16 protein-coding genes, 1 tRNA gene and 1 other RNA gene are annotated in these 18,189 nt (G+C 43.5%); 5 read left to right on the top strand and 13 right to left on the bottom strand.

The features are described from left to right. Positions 1-50: 50 nt before the first annotated feature. Positions 51-698: a metal-dependent transcriptional regulator gene (locus tag ACXM1Q_RS03330; protein WP_458516162.1), complete on the top strand. Its 648-nt coding sequence runs from the start codon at positions 51-53 to the stop codon at positions 696-698. Positions 699-1,093: 395 nt separating this feature from the next. Here the strand turns inward: ACXM1Q_RS03330 and ACXM1Q_RS03325 are convergent, their stop codons facing one another. The 4 genes from ACXM1Q_RS03325 to ACXM1Q_RS03310 all read right to left on the bottom strand — a co-directional run bounded on the left by ACXM1Q_RS03325 (position 1,094) and on the right by ACXM1Q_RS03310 (position 5,339). Next, positions 1,094-1,378 (bottom strand): rhodanese-like domain-containing protein, encoded by a 285-nt coding sequence (locus ACXM1Q_RS03325; RefSeq protein ID WP_458516160.1) that lies wholly within the window; start codon positions 1,376-1,378, stop codon positions 1,094-1,096. An 8-nt stretch (positions 1,379-1,386) separates the two neighbouring features. Continuing rightward, on the bottom strand, positions 1,387-1,830 hold the full coding sequence (gene dtd, locus ACXM1Q_RS03320) for a D-aminoacyl-tRNA deacylase (RefSeq protein ID WP_135037887.1): 444 nt from the start codon (positions 1,828-1,830) through the stop codon (positions 1,387-1,389). A gap of 9 nt (positions 1,831-1,839) precedes the next feature. Beyond that, the gene (locus tag ACXM1Q_RS03315) at positions 1,840-4,059 is read right to left on the bottom strand and encodes a RelA/SpoT family protein (protein WP_458516157.1); all 2,220 of its coding nucleotides are present in this window, start codon (positions 4,057-4,059) and stop codon (positions 1,840-1,842) included. A gap of 65 nt (positions 4,060-4,124) precedes the next feature. Further along, entirely contained in the window at positions 4,125-5,339 is a 1,215-nt protein-coding gene (locus ACXM1Q_RS03310; protein ID WP_458516155.1) for a hypothetical protein, read from the bottom strand. Between the two features lie 172 nt (positions 5,340-5,511). On the opposite strand from ACXM1Q_RS03310, the gene ACXM1Q_RS03305 reads away from it, so the two are divergent. Further along, a complete protein-coding gene (locus tag ACXM1Q_RS03305) occupies positions 5,512-6,165 on the top strand; it encodes an HD domain-containing protein (protein WP_458516153.1) in 654 nt (217 codons plus the stop codon). Between the two features lie 55 nt (positions 6,166-6,220). Here ACXM1Q_RS03305 and pelG read toward each other — a convergent pair whose 3' ends face one another. The 7 genes from pelG to ACXM1Q_RS03270 form a co-directional block, all read right to left on the bottom strand. Further along, positions 6,221-7,669: an exopolysaccharide Pel transporter PelG gene (pelG, locus tag ACXM1Q_RS03300; RefSeq protein WP_458516151.1), complete on the bottom strand. Its 1,449-nt coding sequence runs from the start codon at positions 7,667-7,669 to the stop codon at positions 6,221-6,223. Then, the gene (gene pelF / locus ACXM1Q_RS03295) at positions 7,669-9,066 is read right to left on the bottom strand and encodes a GT4 family glycosyltransferase PelF (protein WP_458516149.1); all 1,398 of its coding nucleotides are present in this window, start codon (positions 9,064-9,066) and stop codon (positions 7,669-7,671) included. Before pelF ends, pelG begins: the two co-directional genes overlap by 1 nt. A 38-nt stretch (positions 9,067-9,104) precedes the next feature. Beyond that, the gene (locus ACXM1Q_RS03290) at positions 9,105-10,004 is read right to left on the bottom strand and encodes a hypothetical protein (protein ID WP_458516147.1); all 900 of its coding nucleotides are present in this window, start codon (positions 10,002-10,004) and stop codon (positions 9,105-9,107) included. 3 nt (positions 10,005-10,007) lie between these two features. Continuing rightward, positions 10,008-11,747 (bottom strand): hypothetical protein, encoded by a 1,740-nt coding sequence (locus tag ACXM1Q_RS03285; protein WP_458516145.1) that lies wholly within the window; start codon positions 11,745-11,747, stop codon positions 10,008-10,010. A gap of 191 nt (positions 11,748-11,938) precedes the next feature. Further along, positions 11,939-12,694, bottom strand: a complete 756-nt coding sequence (locus tag ACXM1Q_RS03280) for a 16S rRNA (uracil(1498)-N(3))-methyltransferase (protein WP_458516143.1) — start codon at positions 12,692-12,694, stop codon at positions 11,939-11,941. Position 12,695: 1 nt separating this feature from the next. Then, positions 12,696-13,595, bottom strand: a complete 900-nt coding sequence (gene prmA, locus ACXM1Q_RS03275; RefSeq protein WP_458516191.1) for a 50S ribosomal protein L11 methyltransferase — start codon at positions 13,593-13,595, stop codon at positions 12,696-12,698. 60 nt (positions 13,596-13,655) lie between these two features. Next, positions 13,656-14,126: a DUF3013 family protein gene (locus ACXM1Q_RS03270; RefSeq protein ID WP_458516141.1), complete on the bottom strand. Its 471-nt coding sequence runs from the start codon at positions 14,124-14,126 to the stop codon at positions 13,656-13,658. Between the two features lie 72 nt (positions 14,127-14,198). Between ACXM1Q_RS03270 and ACXM1Q_RS03265 the strand changes: the two genes are divergently transcribed. The 3 genes from ACXM1Q_RS03265 to ACXM1Q_RS03255 all read left to right on the top strand — a co-directional run bounded on the left by ACXM1Q_RS03265 (position 14,199) and on the right by ACXM1Q_RS03255 (position 15,905). Beyond that, entirely contained in the window at positions 14,199-15,458 is a 1,260-nt protein-coding gene (locus tag ACXM1Q_RS03265; protein ID WP_458516139.1) for a replication-associated recombination protein A, read from the top strand. Positions 15,459-15,636: 178 nt separating this feature from the next. Beyond that, a non-coding RNA gene (ssrS, locus tag ACXM1Q_RS03260) (6S RNA) lies at positions 15,637-15,829 on the top strand. Positions 15,830-15,832: 3 nt separating this feature from the next. Beyond that, positions 15,833-15,905, top strand: a tRNA-Lys gene (locus tag ACXM1Q_RS03255). Positions 15,906-15,993: 88 nt separating this feature from the next. Here ACXM1Q_RS03255 and ACXM1Q_RS03250 read toward each other — a convergent pair. Then, positions 15,994-16,617, bottom strand: a complete 624-nt coding sequence (locus ACXM1Q_RS03250; protein ID WP_458516137.1) for a site-specific integrase — start codon at positions 16,615-16,617, stop codon at positions 15,994-15,996. Between the two features lie 275 nt (positions 16,618-16,892). Next, positions 16,893-18,101, bottom strand: coding sequence for an MFS transporter (locus ACXM1Q_RS03245; protein WP_458516135.1), 1,209 nt, complete (start codon positions 18,099-18,101; stop codon positions 16,893-16,895). Positions 18,102-18,189 lie beyond the last annotated feature (88 nt).

The following is an 18,189-nucleotide window of genomic DNA, read 5'->3' as shown; positions in this document are numbered from 1 at the left end:
CTTGATTTTTTGCTATACTAATCTAAAAGGCAGAACAAAGGAGCAAGGGCATGACACCCAACAAGGAAGACTACCTAAAGCGTATCTATGAGAGAAGCCAGGCACCTGGCAAAATGACCAATAAGGAAATCGCCCACCTCATGGGGGTATCTGAACCAGCAACCTCCGAAATGTTAAAAAAAATGATCCAAGAGGATTGGATTGTGAAGGATAAGGACAAAGGCTACTTGGTCACAGAGAAAGGGATGATACAGGTCTCCAATCTCTATCGAAAACACCGCTTAATTGAAGTCTTTCTAATCCAGAATCTAGGCTATTCCAGTCAAGACATTCATCAAGAAGCAGAAGTTTTAGAACATAGTGTTTCAGATCAATTTATTAACCAATTAGAGATTATGCTGGAGTTTCCGAAACATTGTCCTCACGGAGGACGAATCCCTCGCATGCAGGAACTCCTACAAGAAGACTTCACCCAACGACTATCTCAGGTCCAACCACATCAGGACTATGTTCTCTGTCGGTTCCCTGATCAACCCGAATTCATAGACTATCTTGAAAATCAGAATTTACACCTAGGGACCGTCTTTCACCTACTCAAAAAGGATGATTTCCTACAAACATTAGAATTGCAATTTCAAGAAAAGACACTCAGTCTCCCACTAACTTTAGCAAATCAGCTCTATGTAGAACCTGCATAACACCCAGCTCCCTAACGACAATCGTTAGGGAGCTTTCACGAATAAATGAGGACCGAAACCATACCGTTCAGGCTGTTTCCTCTACATTTCAGGCTATCCTAATCACAAGAGGCTCGATTCGGGATATAATAAGTCCAAACTGACACACCGTCAAACTAGAAAGGTCTTATCATCACTCATGAATATCGCTTTTATTAAATTCTGTTCCAACCTACTCAGTATCATTTTTTTCCTTGCTTTGATTGGTTCCTGTTTCCCGGTTGGCGAACCCCTCCTATCCCTGCTTTTTGGGATTCAATTCACAGCTATCGGACTCCTCTTCCTACTGACTTTTAGTATTCGTCCACCAAAATAAAAAAATTCCTTCAAGTCATAAAATACTTGAAGGAATTTTTTTATGATTCATAACTAAACCAGCCATCTACAACCTGAACAACCTGATAACCTTGTTCGTTTAAGAAGGTACTAGCCCTCTGAGCACGAATACCCTTGGTGCAGACCACATGATAGACTGTCTTGATATCCAATTGATCTAGAGAATCTGCTAATCCCGATTCAGGAATATTGAGCGAGCCTTCAAAATGGCGAAGGGCAAAATCTTCCCGATCTCGAACATCCAAAATGGCGATTTCTTTCTCATCCTGCAAAGCACCTAATTGAGCTATCGTTATTTTTTCCATCGTACCACCTAAGGATTTTTACTATCCAATAGAATCGTCACCGGCCCGTCATTCACCAAAGCCACCTGCATATCTGCAGCAAAAACACCTGTCTCAACAGGAACAAAATCTGCCAAAAGCTGATTAAAATCGTCGTACAAAACCCGAGCCAAATCCGGCTGAGCTGCTCCGGTAAAAGCTGGCCGATTCCCTTTTTTAGTTTGCGCAAAGAGAGTAAATTGGGAGACAGACAAAATTTCTCCTCCAATATCCTGAATGGATAAATTCATTTTCCCTTGATCATCCGCAAAAATTCGCATATTGACAACCTTACGGCAGATATAGGCTAGATCATCCGCAGTATCATCAGGATCAATCCCGACTAACAGGAGAAAACCTGAGCCAATGGCTCCTTGAACTTCCCCGGCAATAGAAACAGAAGCTTCCTTTACTCGCTGTAATACAACTCGCATAAACAGCTCCTATCCATTTGTTCTTTTAACAGAATAAACATCTGGCACATTCTTGATACGATCTACAACTGTTGTGAGATTGGCCAAACTCGAAATACCGAAGGAAACGTGGATAGTTGCAAATTTCATATCCTTCGATGGTTGAGCATTAAACATGGATATATTCTTAGTTGAATTGGAAAGAACCTGCAAAACATCATTAAGTAAGCCTGTCCGATTGAGACCATAAATATCGATATTCGCGGTGTATTCCTTATTACCTAAGCCAGAACCTTCCCACTCAACCTCTAAGAGTCTTTGCTCATAGTTTTCTTGCGAACGTAAGTTCATACAGTCTTCACGGTGAACAGCAACTCCACGTCCCTTCGTAATATAGCCAACAATGGCATCCCCTGGAACTGGATTACAACACTTGGCCATCCGAATCAGCAAACCTGGAGCTCCTTTAACAGAAACGCCTTCTTCCTGCCTAGATTTAGTGTTGCTCGGCTTATCACTCTTGATCTCTCCACCATGAAGGAGCTCTTCAGCTTGGGCACGCGCCTTCTCTCGCTCAATTTCCCGACGTTCTTTCTCCGTCAAGCGGTTAAAGACAGAGATCGCAGAAACTTCCCCAAATCCAATAGCTGCATAAAGAGATTCCTCAGACTTATAACTGGATTTATCCAAGTAGGCGTCTAGGTGCTTTTTATCCAAGAATTGGTTCGCCTGCATATCATGCTGCTGGAATTGCTCCACCAAAAGCTCTCGACCCTTATCAATAGACAAGGCCTTATCTTGATTCTTGAAGAACTGACGAATCCGATTACGGGCTTTGCTTGTCTTAACAATCGTAATCCAGTCTCGACTTGGACCAAAAGAATTGGCAGAGGTGATAATTTCCACCTGATCACCAGTCTTAAGCTTGGTGGTTAGTGGCACCATACGGCCATTAACCTTAGCACCAGTAGCCTTTTCCCCAACCTTAGTATGGATTTCATAGGCAAAATCAATAGGTACCGAGTCTTTCGGTAAGGCACGGACCGCACCATCTGGCGTAAAGACATAGATTTCTTCGGCTAGGAAATCTTGTTTAACCGTGTCCACAAATTCCTTGGCATCTCCAGATTGTTCCTGCAAGTCCATCATCTCGCTAATCCAGTTCATTCCGATAGCTGATTCCTTGCTGTCTACTTTACCCTTGATACCTTTTTTATAAGCCCAGTGAGCGGCAACCCCGTATTCCGCAACTTCATGCATTTCCTGGGTCCGGATTTGAAACTCAATCGGCCCTTTTGGTCCGTAGACAGTCGTATGGATAGACTGGTAACCATTGGCCTTCGGATTGGCAATATAGTCCTTAAAGCGCCCTGGCATTGGTCGCCACAATTCATGGACATATCCCAACATCGCATAAACTTCGCTCGGTGTTTCTAAAATACAGCGAATAGCGATCAAGTCATAAATCTCCTCAAAACGCTTTTTCTTATCCTGCATCTTGCGGTAGATGGAATAGATGTGTTTTGGACGCCCATAAATCTGGCCGTCCAAATTCCGCTCGGCTGTGTACTTAGTAATTTTAGCAACCACTTCATCCACGAGCGCTTCCCGTTCCCGCCTTTTTTCTTTCATTAAATGAGTAATCTTATAAAATTCAACCTCATTCAAATAACGGAAGGACAAGTCTTCCAACTCCCATTTGACACTAGAAATCCCCAAACGATGCGCCAACGGAGCATAAATGTCCATGGTTTCACGAGCAATCCGCTCTTGTTTGTCCTTGCGAAGATGCTTGAGAGTCCGCATATTGTGCAGACGGTCAGCCAACTTGACCAAAATAACCCGCATATCCTGAGACATGGCCATCAACATCTTGCGATGATTCTCTGCCAACTGTTCCTCATGCGATTTATAGGTCACCTTTCCAAGCTTCGTCACACCATCTACAATTAATCGTACTTCTTTGGAAAATTCTCGCTCAAGATTATCCAAGGATACCACCGTATCCTCTACGACATCATGCAAAAAACCACAAGCCACTGTAACAGCATCCAACTTTAATTTCGCTAGAATCCCCGCAACCTGAATGGGATGAATAATATACGGCTCCCCAGACTTGCGAAACTGACCACTATGACGATCAATCGCATAGATCAAAGCTTTTTGAACGAAGGCTACATCTTCGGGTGATAAATATTCTCTCGTAAGGGCAACAACCTGAGCCCCTGTTAAATTCTCTTCTTTTGACATCCTGCTCCCCCTTGTTCTTGTCCCCTATTTTACCATTTTTCCTTTGGTATGGAAATACTCCAACCCTATAGAAGCAAGCCTCCAGCCCACTTTTTCCCTTTTTGAGAAAAAATCCAAAAAGGCTTTTGACTCAAAGGATCTTCAATGCTGAGACTTAAGAACTTGTAAGCCAACACGGGCTTTGCAAGCCAAGTAAAACACTGACTCTTCTGCCCCGCAGCCAACCGTCGCAAGTCCAAGGACAAAAGCTGCCGCCCCCGATCTCCCTGCCAAGTCTCCCAGTTCACAAACACTGGCCAGTCAAAAGGAAAAGCCGCTACTCCCCTATTTTCCCAAGTTAAAATCAAACCAGTCCCCAGTAAACTAGATACAAAGCGAACCTGGGATAACCACAACTGATAGCCCAAACACCTCTCTACCGCCTGAAAGGTCTTTGGATTCTGGGGCAAGGCTGGTCCCAAAAAAGACAAACCTAAACTCCGCATCTGAGCTAGTAACTCCTGCCCCGGTGGAGACCATAAACAATTCGAAGACCACTCACCCCCTAGCACCCGCTCTAAACCAACCTCCCCCAAACCACGCATCTGAGCCCCATCAAAAGACAAACCTCCCCACCTTAACTCGTCTAGCCAGACCCGTGTCTGAGCCAAATCCCCCAATTCATCATGATAGAAAGCATAAGCCTGCTCCCAGTCCAACCAACTAAAAGAACGCCGCAAGCAAAGTCGACAGTTTTGAAACGTCGCTAGCCAGGGGTCGACATAAAAACGCTGGGCAAAATCTCCCTGAGGTAAGGGACCCAAGCCAGCAAGTTGATGCCACTCGCCCCAGTGACCCAAACCACCTAACTGCACATAAGCAAACAAACCATCTTGCCCCCATGCTTGTCCCAAAGCAAGTACCAAACGCTGATAAGCCAGTGCCAAGAAAGGATGGTTATAATCAGGTGCCAACCCAGATCCAAAGGGACCAACATAAGATTTTGCAGGTACCCGCTCCAATAACCAATCTGGCAAATCCGGCTCCCCCTTCCGGCTAGGGTTGTCCAAAATCAGCCGAAAAACCAGACGCTGGCCCTGCTGCCGTAGTTTACAGAAGCCCAATCGCTGCTCCCAATCTCTAAATGTAAATTCTTCTTCCTTCGGCTCTAAATCCCGCCAATTCAAGGATAAAAAACGAAGACTAGCCCTTCCCGTGTCAACCTGTCGAAGACCTGGTGCATACCCCACCAAGGGCCGATTCTGTAAGGCTTGATACTCCCATCGTTTAATCCGATACATCCCTTCTCCTTTACTGCCAATTCTTCCCCTGAACGCCAAGAACATGCTATACTAGTTGCAACCATACCGATTAAAGATCTCTTCTACCGTTGCCAATTCAAGCGAGAGGGCTGATTGCAGTTCTCGACTACCATTCACGGATAGCAGGGGGCCTTTTCAAGAAAGGAAAGCCATGACTGACAAAAAAACTATTTTAGAAAAAGCTCGAACCTTTGTCTTTCAAGAACTAGCAGGTGAAGCCTCTGGTCACGACTGGTGGCATATCCACCGAGTCACCCAGAATGCCATCACTATCGCCAAACAAGAGGGTGCTGATCTCTTTATTTGTGAACTTGCCGCCCTTCTTCACGATATTGCAGATGCAAAATTTAATGAGAGTGAGGCTGTTGGACTCCAAATCGTCCAAAACTGGCTGACAACTAACGGGGTCTCAGCTAGTGACTCTGAGCATATCCTACACATTATCCAATACATGTCCTTCAAGGGAGGCACTCAATCTCATGTCAGCCTAAGCCTTGAAGGACAAATTGTCCAAGATGCTGATCGCTTGGATGCCCTTGGTGCTATTGGAATTGCGAGAACCATGGCCTACTCTGGTCACTTTGGCAGACCAATCCATGATCCCACTCGCAAACCTAGAGAACAGCTAAGCCTAGAAGAATACCGTAATGGACAAGATACAGCAATCATGCACTTCTATGAAAAACTACTCAAATTAAAAGATCTTATGAATACTACTCATGCCAAAAAAATGGCTCAGGGACGGCACCAATTTTTAGAGGCCTATCTGGAGCAATTTTATGCCGAGTGGGCAGCAGAGCGCTAACCTTCTCCTCTTTTGAATATAGGAAAACCCGGGATAGAATCCCGGGTTTACTTGTTTATTCGAATTTAGCAAAAATTTCTTCTAGTCTTTGAGCTATATGTGTATAGGTTTTTGGGGATTTCATGGCTACTTGAGCCGAATGGCCTAGAACATGATAGGTCATTTGTTCTTGTAAGCGAGCCAATCTTCTACGAGCCAGCAAAACTAGAACTAGGCTAGCCACAAGAAAGCCACAGGCCAGATAAGCCGGAGCTAGCCAGGCCAAGACTGCTGTTAGACCCACAGAAAAGACTGCAAAAATTTGAGCAAGAACCTTCACACCACGATAATCCGCAAAATAGAGAATCGTCAACAGGTACGCATTCGCAATTCCGTAAATTCCATAACCCAAAAAGAGCTGATTCAAGAGGAACAGACTTCCTACAGGGAGATGTGACTCCAGCGGTAAGAACAGAAGATTGAGCACTACCATGAGTAAGCTAGTCGCAATAACCTGTTTCCAAATGAGATATCCCAATTCTCTCTGTAATACCCGTACCATATCGCGCTCTGCCTGTTGCAGACTAAGGTAATTACCTTTTTTATTATATAAAAGGAAAAAACGATGGAAGTGGGGATAAAAGAAAACTTCGACAGAAATAACATAGGTCACCAAAGCAAAGAGGGTTAAAAGAAAGGCTAAAAGTAGACCAAAATTATAACTAGGGGCTTGGCGGAAAAAACCGGAAACCGTCTGGCTAAGAGGACTATAGAGGGCAATTACCACATGCCCATAAAGTCCTAAGAAAAGCAATGGTCCTACAGGTGCCAAATCCGCATACCCATCAACACTTCGTAAAAAATCAAAAGATAGGCGGTGATTGCTAGGATAGTGCAACAAAATCTGACCAACCATTCGAATTAGCACAAAACCATAAGCTAGACAGGTCCCTAACAGAAGACCTTGATTCAACCCAAGGTAGGATGCTAAGCCACCAACGACCAGAAGAATGCCGGCAGCTAATACAAAAGCCTTGCTGATCGAGCGATATTCCTGGATAGCCGTTAAATATTGGATAGCATTCCAAATTAAGATCAGAACTCCAAATAAGAGTAGATTCAAAAGATAAGCCCAGGGACCCAAACCTGTAAACAGAAGGAATAGGCCATAAACCAACATTCCCACCATCAAGAGCAGAGCACTGGAAGCAAAGAAAGACGGAAGAACCTTGTCTTCCTGGTCCTGATAAAGACAATCAGCTAAATAGCGGCTAACTAGGTAAGAAAAGAAACTCTGAATACCTAGAGAACCCAACATAGCATAGGTAATCTCTGTCAAAACCTGCGTCCGACTATTCGCATCCACCAAGGTCAACTGAGCCAACAATTGTACCAAACCAACTAGGAACAGGCCTAGTAAAAAGGGACCGACATAAATCAGACTAGTATAGCCATAAGCCTTCTCCTTGGAAAGCGGAGTCTGTTCGTCATAAATTTTTCGCAATTCAAAACCGATTCCGGCCACTAGTTCAGCCTCCCTTCATACATCTGCTGGTATTTCTTCATCATGTGTTGGTGTTGGTAGCTCCGAGCTACTCGTTGTCGACCAACCTGTCCCATACGCCAGCGAGCTCCTTCTGACAGAGCCATTTTAATCATCGCCTGTCCCAAAGCCCGACTATCCGTCGGTGGAACTGTATAACCGGCTAGTCCCAATTGATCAAACGGACCACCCTCTAAAAGCTCCCGACAGGCTCCGACATCTGTGGTAATACAAGGACGACCTGCTGCCAAAGATTCCAATACAGCTAATGGCTGCCCCTCTGACAGACTTGAGAGAACTGTAACATCCAAATATTTCATGTAGTCCCGTACATCAACACGTCCTACAAAGATAATTCGATTCAGCTCCAGATCTTTCACCAACTGGTAACATTGTTGAGCATAGTCGGGATCCACTGTATCTCCAAGAATATGGAGGCGAACATAGGGAAGTTCCTGACTTACATCTGCAAAAGCCCGAATTAAATTGAGAACGTCCTTAATCGGTGCCAGACGAATCACCGCACCAATATCCACCCAATCTCCTGGAGCTTTTAAAGGAATCCCGTTAAAGCGCTCATAGTGAATCCCATTGGAAATCACCTTAGTCTTTCTAGCAGGAGCTCCCAAAGCTATTTGCGTTGTCCGCGCATTTTCAAACAAGGATGTAATGCAATCAGCCTGATCATAAGCCGCTTGAGCCAAACGATTAAAGTAGGTAATCCAAGCTTGCTTCATAGCATGGAGAACCCAGTTGGAACTAAGAATTTCTTCTTCCCGTTCCCGACTATAGATTCCATGCTCCGTCACATAGAAAGGTTTCCCCGTTTGATAACTAGCCATAGCCCCCAACATGCCTGCATAACCTGTTGAGATCGTATGATAAGCATCCGCTTGCGGAATCTCCGACCCAAGAACTGTCAAAAGCGGTGTTAGCATGGATTGCAGAGAATAATAAAAATCTGTGAAAGGTACCAGTGGGTAAGATTCCTGAGCTGCTTCTTCCACCCAAGAGATAAACTCAGGACTTCTAGTCAACCAAGCGGGATCCAGACGCCCTTCTTGAGCAGACTTGAAAAGTTGTGACCAAGATGGCTCCCCACCACGAATCAAGGCTTGCAGACTAGAAACTTCCATATCTGACAAGGCCAAAGCAGATCCTCCAGAAATTTGTGGTGCTTGATCCAAGAAGACTTCATGAAAAGCTACAACATTATTAGGTATTTCATAAACCGGTTCAGCTGATATAGAACCACCTGGATGCACCGTCCAAATAACAAACTCGTGCTCCGGCAAGGATTGAATATAATCATGAGCCCAGGTTGAAACTCCCCCATGGACATAGGGATAAGAACCTTCAAAAATAAGGGCAATTTTCATACTCTTCTCCTTCTTTCCTCTTACTCGCCTTGAAGACCTTAGAGATTGCCTTCCAGACCTTGTTCCCAGAATCGTAAATTCGCTTCATTCTCGTGGGTAATGTAGATGCCTTCTTCTCGGGCAGACGCCAAGGCCTTCCGAAAATTCCATGCATCATGTAATTCATAATAATAACGAAGTAGCAACATCCAGACCTCTTCCTTGTCCGACCAAGTCGACAGGAGACCATAGAGGCTCTCTTGGACTGCTTCATAATCTTTTAGATCCAGGTTAATCTGCGCTAAGCGCAAACTTCCTTTAAAACTGTTCGACTGCTCTTCTTGTGCACTAGCCAAACGGCAAGCCTGTATCAAATACGCACGCCGAGCCTGTCCTTCCAACAAATCTGTTGCCAAGTAAGCTTCCAGAACCTGCTGATAGGTTTTGAGCCGAGCAGGTTCATGCGGCGCTTCTTCATAAGACTTCCGCAGATTTCGAATATCCCGCTCATAGTCCTCTTGCAAACTCGCAATCACACTAGCCGCATAGTGAACAATCTCCGGATCTCGGTGTTTCCGTGCCATGAAAAGCAATTCCAAGTTCTCTTTTGCCTTGCTTAACGGTAAATCTAACAACAAGCTTCGAGCCACCTGACCGTCTTCCAATAGAAGAGCTGTCTCCAAAGGTAGAACCATGCTTTGATGCGGATCCAAATCCAAGCCCTTGGTTTGCTCCATCACATCCCATTCAACGGGTTCCTCAACCAATTTTGGATCTAACTCAATTTGCTGACTAAGATGGATAATGGAAAGAAGCAAGGGACCAAAAATCGGCAATAGGAAAGCAAAAAGCAGATAGTAACCAGGAAAATGAAACACTCCCCGCTTACATTGTCTGGTCAGGTAACTAGCCCAGACCAAATGAAGAACCAAAACCAGGCCCATAAAGGTCCATTCCATAGACTAGCCCTCCTCTTTCAGCTGTCCCAAGCGTTTTCGTGCATCTTCTCTTTCCAAGAAGAAACTCAACAATTGGACAAAGAACTCAATTTGTTGAGACTCCTGTAAATTCATGTGTTGGAAATCCACTCCCTCAATCCAGAGCAGATAGGCCACCTGTCCTGAACGTTTAATGCTGACAGCATAGGCCGGGTATCCCGCCAAAAGATCCACATTAACCCAAGAAGAACCTTCTTGAATACGTGTCGCCACCCGTGGAAGAGCAGATAGATCAATCTTATCAGGCATCCCCTCAGACTTGCCAACCACCAAGTGGGCTGTCACCAATCCTTGATCAAATCGGTAAATCCCCAACTTCTGCGCTTGAATTTTTGTATCCAATTGACTCAAGGCTTCCGCAAAAATCGTATCTCCTGGTGCTTGGGCTAAACGGTTAAAAAGGGTTGCAAAATAACCAAAACCACCGCGCTCGCTCAAGATTTGATAGCGCAAAGATTGCCGATCTTCTAACACATGACGGTAATTTTCCTGCAAAGCTTGATGCTCAGCTTTAAGTGCTGCTTGTTCGGACCGCAGAGTCGCCTGCCGATCCAAACTTTGCATTTGTAAATAACCCGCAAGAGAGGTAGCTAAAACATAGGCCAAAACCTGAATCCAAAAACCAGCTGAGGTTAACAGAGGTACTGCCTGTCCTTGAGCGAATGCCAGCTGTAGGACAAGAACCAAGCCTAAAGCTAGGAAGCCCTTTTTAATTCCCCGCGCTTGAGCTACGACTACCAAGTACAAAAGGGGGAAAGAAAGAGACATGGCGAAGAATTCCTGAGTCACTAAAAGTTGTAGACCCTGAGCCAACAGAGCTCCAAAGAAGAGGACTGCATAGTCCACCCAAGGAGACGTGGCTTGATCCAGTGGTTGCCAAACCTTCTCTTCCACTCTAACTTCACCAACTAAGGGAAGCAAGTCTAAAAGACTAGCTGGCTCAGACCACTGGTAACGCTCGGTTAGACGAGGGCCTACTGTCTCTGAATAGAACTCTTGATCTTGACCTCGGAAATGACGCTCTAATCCAGCCAAACTTTCTTCTTTCAATAAAAAGTCTGCCAAATCTCCAAAAGTTGCTTGCGAGTTTGGGAACCAAGACAAGGTCTCAAATTGACCATCCCAACTATCAAGAATCCGATAAACGAGTGAAGCAAGAGACTCCAAGGTTGTGAAAGGAGCAACTTGATCTTCCCGTTCCGTAAATTCTAAACGACCATGAACCTGTGCTTGTCCTAAAACCTTCGCAAAATAAGGTTCCTGATTCCAATTTGAAAAGAGGTAAGGCAGTTGCAAGATTTTATACGGCTGCCCTCGCCAAGATTCTAACAATTCGGTTTCCAAATCCATCAATCCCGGAAGGCTCGATTCAACTTTGGGCCCTGTTAGATACAAGAACTTCATAACCGAAACCTTACCAGCCGCCAAGGATTCCAATAATTCCCGTAAGGAAGCGAGGGACTGTGCACTTGGATTTTTATAAGTTAGGTGGTCAGAGAAAAAGACCACTTGTTGAAAGTCATAGGCCTCCACAATCTCCGTCAAACTAAAGGGACTCTGCCCTGGTTTGACCACTGTCAAATTCTTATCTTGTCCCCCTTCTAGCTGGGATTCTCCAAAAATGAAGACCGATCCCTGAGGGAAACTCTCTTGAATAAAGCTCTCCGTTACATAAGATGTATTCCCTATTAACAAAGTCCGCATCTTCTCGCTCCTACTTTCCTTTTCCATTCACTTGTTCTATTCAATCAGGACAGTTCAAAGAGACAACTCCCCCAATTTTATCAATATTCTCATTATACCATACTCTTTCAGGGATTCCGACACTCACACCAAAAAAAGAGGCTGGTTCAAAGTCCCAACCTCTTATCAAGGAAGCAACAAGCCCCTCTTCTCTACACATTTTTGTGGGAAGAAAGTTCCAACTGATAGCTAATAGCACTCAATAGATAAAGGGGAGCTGTTTCTGCTCGAAGAATCCGAGGACCTAAACCAACCAACTGGGCATCATGTTCTTGGTAGGAGGTAACCTCTTGAGGACTAATACCTCCCTCTGGACCAACAAGTATCAGTATTTTCTGACCTTCTGTCAACTGACTCAGTACCTGTGCTAAGCGACTCTTTTCACCGGCCTTAGCTTCTTCTTCATAAGCCACCAAGACATGGTCAAATTGGTCCATTCGTTGCAAAAGTTCCGCCTGGTCAGCCAACAGCTCCACCTGAGGAAGTAAGTCTCTCTTGCTTTGCTCCGCTGCCCCTAAAACAATTTTTCGCAGTTTATCTTGCCGCTTGGTTCGTTTTTTCGCATCCCATTTGACAACCGACCATTGACCAGGGAAGCCCCAGATTTGATGGACACCTAGCTCAGTTGCTTTTTGAGCCACTAAGTCGAGCTTATCCCCCTTGGGATAAGCACAAGCTAGTGTTACTTGAACCGGCAATTCTTGATTTGACACCACACGCTCCTCTAGATCAAACAGAGCAGCTTCTTTGTTCGTCAACCGAGCTTGCCATTTTTCCCCGTCATGAAAGACCAGGATCAAACGTTCTCCTTCTTGAAACCGAAGAACAGAGAATAAATGTTTGAGCAGCTCCTTATTTGTTACTTGATAGGGATTTGAAACTGAATCTTGAACAAAATATTGTTGCATGCTAGCCTCCAATAACACCTTCTGGATTTTGGGTCTTCTTAAAGACAGCCGCATTCCATTCTCCTTCAATCATTTGGCGTTCTAGGTAAAAACCAGCTGCTTCTGCTGCATCTCGAACAAGCTGCCACTTATCTGCGATAATACCGCTCATAATGAGATACCCCTCATCTTCCAACAAACGGTAAGCATCCTCCGTTAATAAGACCAAGATATCGGCTAAAATATTCGCAACAATAACCTGAGCTCGCTCCTCAACCCCCACCAAGAGGTTTCCTGCTGCCACCTGAATCCGCTCAGAACCTGGATTTAAATCAATGTTCTCTTGCGCCACCTTAACTGCAACTTCATCCAAATCATAAGCAAACACCCGCTCTGCTCCTAGCTGAACTGCCGCAATCGACAAGACTCCACTTCCCGTTCCGACATCCAAGACCCGCTCCCCGCCACGGAGAACTTGCTCCAACGCATACAAACTCAATTTAGTTGTTGGATGCGTTCCTGTTCCAAACGCCATTCCTGGGTCCAACCGTAAAAGTTTTTCTCCTGGGCTCGCTTCATAATCTTCAGTCCAAGATGGTAGAATCGTCAATTGCTGACTGATTCGAGCAGGCTCATAGTACTTCTTCCAATTCTCTGCCCAGTCCTCTTCTTCAAGTGTCTGCGATGCAATCTGAATACCAGACTTATCAAAGGAAACCTCAGCTGCTTGAATCGCAGCTGCTAGTTCCTGCTTCAAAACTCCTAAATCGACCTGCTCTGGATAATAGGCCCGAATCGTAATTGTCGGTAACAAAGCCACCTGGGGCAACAGTTCGCCAAAACCATCTTCTGGTCGCTGAAACTCTTGGCTATCCTCAATCGCCACCCCTTGAGCGCCGAACCCAATCAATAGGTCGCTCATCCATTCTTCGCCCTCACGATTCACCACGACCGCTAATTCTTGCCACATCTTTTTTTCCTCCTAATAACGCGGATAGGGATAGGTGCTTCCCTCTTCTATTTCCTCCAAACCACGGTCAAATGCTACGTGATTCCACTCCAATTCAAAGTCCTCTGCTTCTTCATCTTGTAAAAAATCAAAAATAGCGTCCAAGCCATCTTGGGCTAAATCTGACAAAAATTGCACAAAGTAGGCTAGGAACTCGCGGGAAAACCCAACCTTGGGCTCATAGGGAATAACCGTCAAATAATCCCCCTCCTCATATCGAGACTTGGCAGGATTCACAAATAAAATCGCCTCCTCCAACAACAATTCCTCTGCAAAAACCTGATCCTCCTCGTCCAATAAAGCCACTTGTTCCTGATTGGCAATCTCTAACAAGAAAGATAGTTGGACAGCATGGTTTTTCTTATCCCACTGAATCTCGTAATCAAATGGAAAAATTTTGTCCATCTCCTGCTCTAATACCTCGATAAATCCATATTTGGCCATAGGGTGGACCTCCTTTCATGTGCTATAATAGTTCTTATTATTCTACCACAAGATTGAAGGAGGAAGAAACGGATGCACCAAAATCTAGCCCTAAGGATGCGACCCCAAAATCTGGAGCAGATCGTTGGACAAGCACACTTGGTCGGTCCCGGTAAAGTTCTACGCCGCATGGTCGATGCGGGCAAACTCTTCTCCATGATCCTCTATGGCCCACCAGGAATCGGAAAAACAAGCATTGCCAGCGCTCTCGCTGGAAGCACTGGTCAAGTTTTTCGAACCTTCAATGCCACAACCGACACCAAACAACGCATGAAAGAGATCGCTGAAGAAGCTCGATTTTCTGGTAGCCTCGTTCTCCTACTTGATGAAATCCATCGTCTCAATAAGGACAAGCAAGATTTCTTTCTTCCCTTACTCGAAAGCGGTCAACTCACGATTATCGGAGCCACAACAGAAAATCCCTACTACTCCATCAACCCCGCTATCCGTTCTCGTCTACAAATCTTCGAACTCAAACCCCTCACCACAGATGAAATGAAGGTCGGTATTCAAGCAGCTATCAAGGATTCTAAGCGCGGCTTCGACTTTCCCGTCCACCTCACCTCTGAGGCCCTCACCTTCCTTAGCCAAGCCAGTAATGGCGACCTTCGTGCCGCCTACAACACCCTTGAACTAGCTGCCCTCTCCACCCCCAAAGATGATAATGGACAAGTTCAACTGGACTTGGAAATCCTCCAAGAATGTCTCCAAAGTAGCCATCTAACACTAGACAAAGACGGTGATGCCCATTATGACCTCCTCTCCGCCCTTCAAAAATCCATTCGTGGTAGCGATGTTGATGCCAGCCTACACTACGGAGCTCGCCTAATTAAAGGCGGTGATCTAGATAGTTTAGCCCGCCGCCTCACGGTCATTGCTTATGAAGATATTGGACTAGCAAATCCACAGGCTCAACTGCATACTGTCACCGCTCTTGAAGCAGCTACACGCATCGGTCTCCCCGAAGCCCGTATCCTTCTTGCTAACGTCATCATCGACTTAGCCCTCTCCCCCAAATCCAACTCAGCCTATATGGCCATGAACCAAGCATTAACAGATCTTGAAAAGCTGGGTTCACTCCCCATCCCTGACCACCTCCGCAGCGGCGTCCGTACAAACACAACCAAACAAACTTACCTCTACCCTCACGACTACCCAGAAAAATGGGTCGACCAGCCCTACCTACCACCCCAACTTCACAACCGCTCCTACTATCAGCCCAACCAAACGGGTCGTTATGAACAAGCCCTAGCTGCCCGGAAAGACTGGATCGACCACCAGAGGCAAACCTAAACGCCCTAACAGTCCTACCCACAGTTCTTTTCACAATTAACGAGGAATCCCCTGTAAAATCTAGTAAAAAGAGGATGAACACGGTACATCTTTAAAGACAGATTTATTAGATAAGCGTTTTCATTTTTTTATCTTTTTCGCTTGTCATTTTTAAAAAAAGTGGTATTATAGATATAAAGATACGCTGTGGTGTGCGAATTCATACTTAAGTGTTGACCGACTATTTTTTGTATCATCCGGGAGACAAAGACATCTAACCGCGTGCAGGCCGTTCCACACGGAAGCAGCTTCAGTTAGAGCATGTCACCCACCTGCTTATTTGCGCGGGTTCAATACAAATCATGAATTTTCGGCACCAATACAGCTATTTTTTTGCCTCCTTAGCTCAGCTGGCAGAGCAGCGGACTCTTAATCCGTGGGTCGCAGGTTCGATCCCTGCAGGGGGCAGATGAATACAGACGAAAAAGCCTATTCTATAGGCTTTTTTGGTGTCTACATGCCTTTTGTCCGCCGTATGTCCGTTTGACTCAAAACTTTATGATTCGAGAATGCCTTTTTCTCGTTGTGACCACTCATCTTCTGTCTCCCTCATCAGATGTAAATAGACCTCACGCAAGGTAGCCGTATCCTTATGACCAAACCAACGAGCCAAAACCTCGATAGGAACTCCTTCCTGAATCTTAACTGAGCCATAAGTATGCCTTGCACCATAAGCTGTAATGATAGGGTGAATGTTCAAATCCCTCAATATTGTTTTCAATCGCTTATTGACAGTAGACTCATCAGGTACTGGATGCTTACTATTCTTTTTAAACTGGTAGAAAACAAAATCCTGTTCATTCTCCATATCATAGAGTCGCAACAATCGCTTTTGATCAAATTCCAATTTTTGTAGGACTCCCTTCACTTGAAGTGACATAGGAACTTTCCTTTCAGCAGGATTCTTCCGATTTGCCTTACGGTACATATAGTCATTCTTTGGTGGAACAATTGTATGCTTATGAGACGACCAACGACAATGACTATGGATCTCCTGACTCTCAAAGTCAATATCATCCCATTTGAGAGCCAAAACCTCTGACGGTCTTAACGGTGTTGTAAATAATAAAAAAACTACAAAATCCGTTACTGAATGCTTGTAGTCCATCGTTATTAACAAAAATTCTAATACCTTATCATAACCACCTTTTTGTCTACAACTCTATCCCAGACTAATACTTTTCCATAATACGGTAAAATTTGCACACTACTTTTTAAATACACTTCAAATCTCCTCATAATTGCGAAAAATCGGTACTCAATCTTACTTGAGTACCGATTCTAAATATTAATCCTCTACGTAATATGCAATACTATGATGACAGTTTGCTACATAAGACATTACAACTTCCTCAAGTTCTTCAAAAATAATTTGTTCATTAAATTCCATACGAATTACTCCTTAATTGTAAATTTCATTATTTTTTTATTAAAAAAAATCCAAATAGAAATCGAAAAATAAATTACAGCTGCAATTAAATAAATTAATTGTATCCCAATTCGACTACTTAAATAACTAAAAATCAATAATGAGCTAGATGAGGTAATTGTCAAAATTAATTGCCGTAAAGTATAAATACGCCCAATAGAATAGTCTGGGGAATTGTCCTGTATTAAAGATTGTTGAACTAAATCTCTGATCTGATATGGAATACCAATAAAAAAATTAATCATCAAAGCTAAAATACTAATTGTATTTATTGCATATATACCTGTCAAAATAGCAACTAACAAAGATGAAAAAAATATAATTTTACCACCTAATCTAGCAATATTTGAAGAAAATTTAATACTGATTATACCACCTACTATTGAACCTACAAAATAAGCAGCCCCTTGAAATCCCCACCATTTTTCTGTTAAACCTAAAAAACTTGTTGTAAAGAACAAAAGAAAGGTTTGAGTCCAAATAACATTCGCAATTGATTCACAGGTATCCATAATAGTTATATTCCATAATTCTGGAATTCTAAATAAATCTTCCCATCCTTGTTTCAACCTCTCAATATAAGAAAGAGAACTAGATTGAATTTTATCTACTATATCGATACTCTTCGTCAATATCATTGACAAGAATAGCATCATGAGAATTAAACAAAATGTCATAAATGGTTTTAGTATTAAAACAATAGGTATACCGAGTGTCCATGTAGCAGTTTGAAATATCTGAATTACTGTATAAAAAATACTATTCAAACGAATTCTATCATCATCAGTAATCTCTGCTAATAATACACCTTGAGCTGGTGAAATAGCACTATCTAAAAAACTCAATAGAAACTTTATCAGAAATACAACATATATATTTCCATAAAATACAGCTAATAAGCAAATAATAAGAATTTTTAATATCAATGTTCCTATCATAACCCATTTTGCTGATATTTTATCAATAATATTCGAAAGTAAAATACTCCCTAAGACCCTTGCAACTGACCCAACAATTAAGATCACACTAGTTTCAAACAATGATTGACTCATTTGATAGACAAAGAGTATTAAAACCATATCTAAGAGTATTCCTGTAAGAACAATTAAAAGTTGTCCTGCTAAAAACTCTAAAAATAATTTATCTAGCTTACTATTTTTTACTATTATCCCCACAATCACCCTTCAAGAATTTTTACTATTACGTTTATTCTTCACACCTAACCACAATATTTAAAACTACTTCATCATCCCAATTATTCAC

This window comes from Streptococcus sp. 10F2, assembly GCF_054331515.2.
This window is presented reverse-complemented; position numbering and strand designations above follow the sequence as displayed.